Origin of the sequence: Cellulomonas persica (assembly GCF_007989825.1) — a bacterium.
Classification (GTDB): Bacteria; Actinomycetota; Actinomycetes; order Actinomycetales; family Cellulomonadaceae; genus Cellulomonas; species Cellulomonas persica.
The window spans coordinates 1-1,040 of sequence record NZ_BJUA01000041.1; the positions used below are offsets into that span (position 1 = coordinate 1).

Consider the following 1,040-nt stretch of genomic DNA (forward strand, 5'->3'; position numbering starts at 1 on the left):
ACCTGTTGCGGGTCGACCAGGTCCAGGACCGGGTCGACGGAGATGAACCGCCCGTTGGCCTCGTCGTAGTACCGGGCCCCGACCATCGCCAGACCCGTTGCGGTGTCACGGGTCTTGTCGAGGAACTACCGATCGCCCGGGATGCTCGCCGCCGTGCCACGCGACGCACCGAACGGGTCGGTGTACTGCTTGACGACGCTGTCCGCCGCCCACCTGGTGTTCGCGATCGCGGCCAGCGTCGTGCCGTGAGGGTCACCACCAGCGAGGTGACCCCACCCAGACCGCTCGTGTCTCGCACCGCGACGGTCTGGCCATCAAAGCCGTGGTACCGGGTCGCCGACTTCACCCCGTCGGCGGTCACCAGGATCTCCTGCCCACCAGGCAGGTAGACCGTCGTGCCGCTGGAGTCCGTACGGGTAAGCCGGTCGCCGTTCCCGTCGTACACGAACGACGCGGCGGACGAACCCTTCGTGGCCGTCGTCGTCGGGTCCTTGTCGCCGTCGTCGTAGGTGACCTCAGTCGTCCGATCGACACCGGTCGAGGTCGTCGCGTGCGAAGGCCCGCTCACGGCCGGTCCGGCCCGCCGACACGCACCACATAGGGTCGTGGTCGAACCAGCCCGGCCAGATGGAGGAGACCCCATGAGCACGAGTCCTGGCCCTGTCGATCTCACGTTCACCGCGCCGATCGGCGTCACCGTGAAGGACGACCTGTGGTCGTGCGTCGAGGTCCCCGGCTCCGCCGAGCTGTTCGGGACCGGCAAGGCGGTCAAGGTCGTGGCGACCGTCGACGGCGAGCCCGTGACGGCCGGGCTGATGCCGACCGGCTCGGGCGGGCACATGCTCTCCATCAGCGCGAAGCTCCGCAAGAAGCTCGGCAAGGACCTGGGCGACGACGTCACGGTCCACCTCACGGAGCGCCTGACCTGACATCGGCGCCCCGGCGTCACGGCACGAGCGCAGAGACCGCCGAGCACCCGAGCGCCCGGGGCGCCCTACGTGAGCGTGGTCAGGGTGGCGCGGGCGTCGTAGCGCCAGAAG

At 69.8% G+C, this 1,040-nt stretch carries 1 protein-coding gene and 1 pseudogene; one reads left to right on the top strand and one right to left on the bottom strand.

Going from position 1 to position 1,040, the window contains the following annotated elements:
- Window positions 1-113: pseudogene (locus CPE01_RS17050) on the bottom strand (RHS repeat-associated core domain-containing protein); the annotation flags it as partial.
- Between the two features lie 528 nt (window positions 114-641).
- On the opposite strand from CPE01_RS17050, the gene CPE01_RS16240 reads away from it, so the two are divergent.
- The gene (locus CPE01_RS16240) at window positions 642-929 is read left to right on the top strand and encodes a DUF1905 domain-containing protein (RefSeq protein ID WP_146807846.1); all 288 of its coding nucleotides are present in this window, start codon (window positions 642-644) and stop codon (window positions 927-929) included.
- Window positions 930-1,040 lie beyond the last annotated feature (111 nt).

Bases quoted from the DNA above. Each gene is read 5' to 3' on its own strand.
- CPE01_RS16240 (WP_146807846.1), top strand. From the start codon at position 642: ATGAGCACGAGTCCTGGCCCTGTCGATCTCACGTTCACCGCGCCGATC.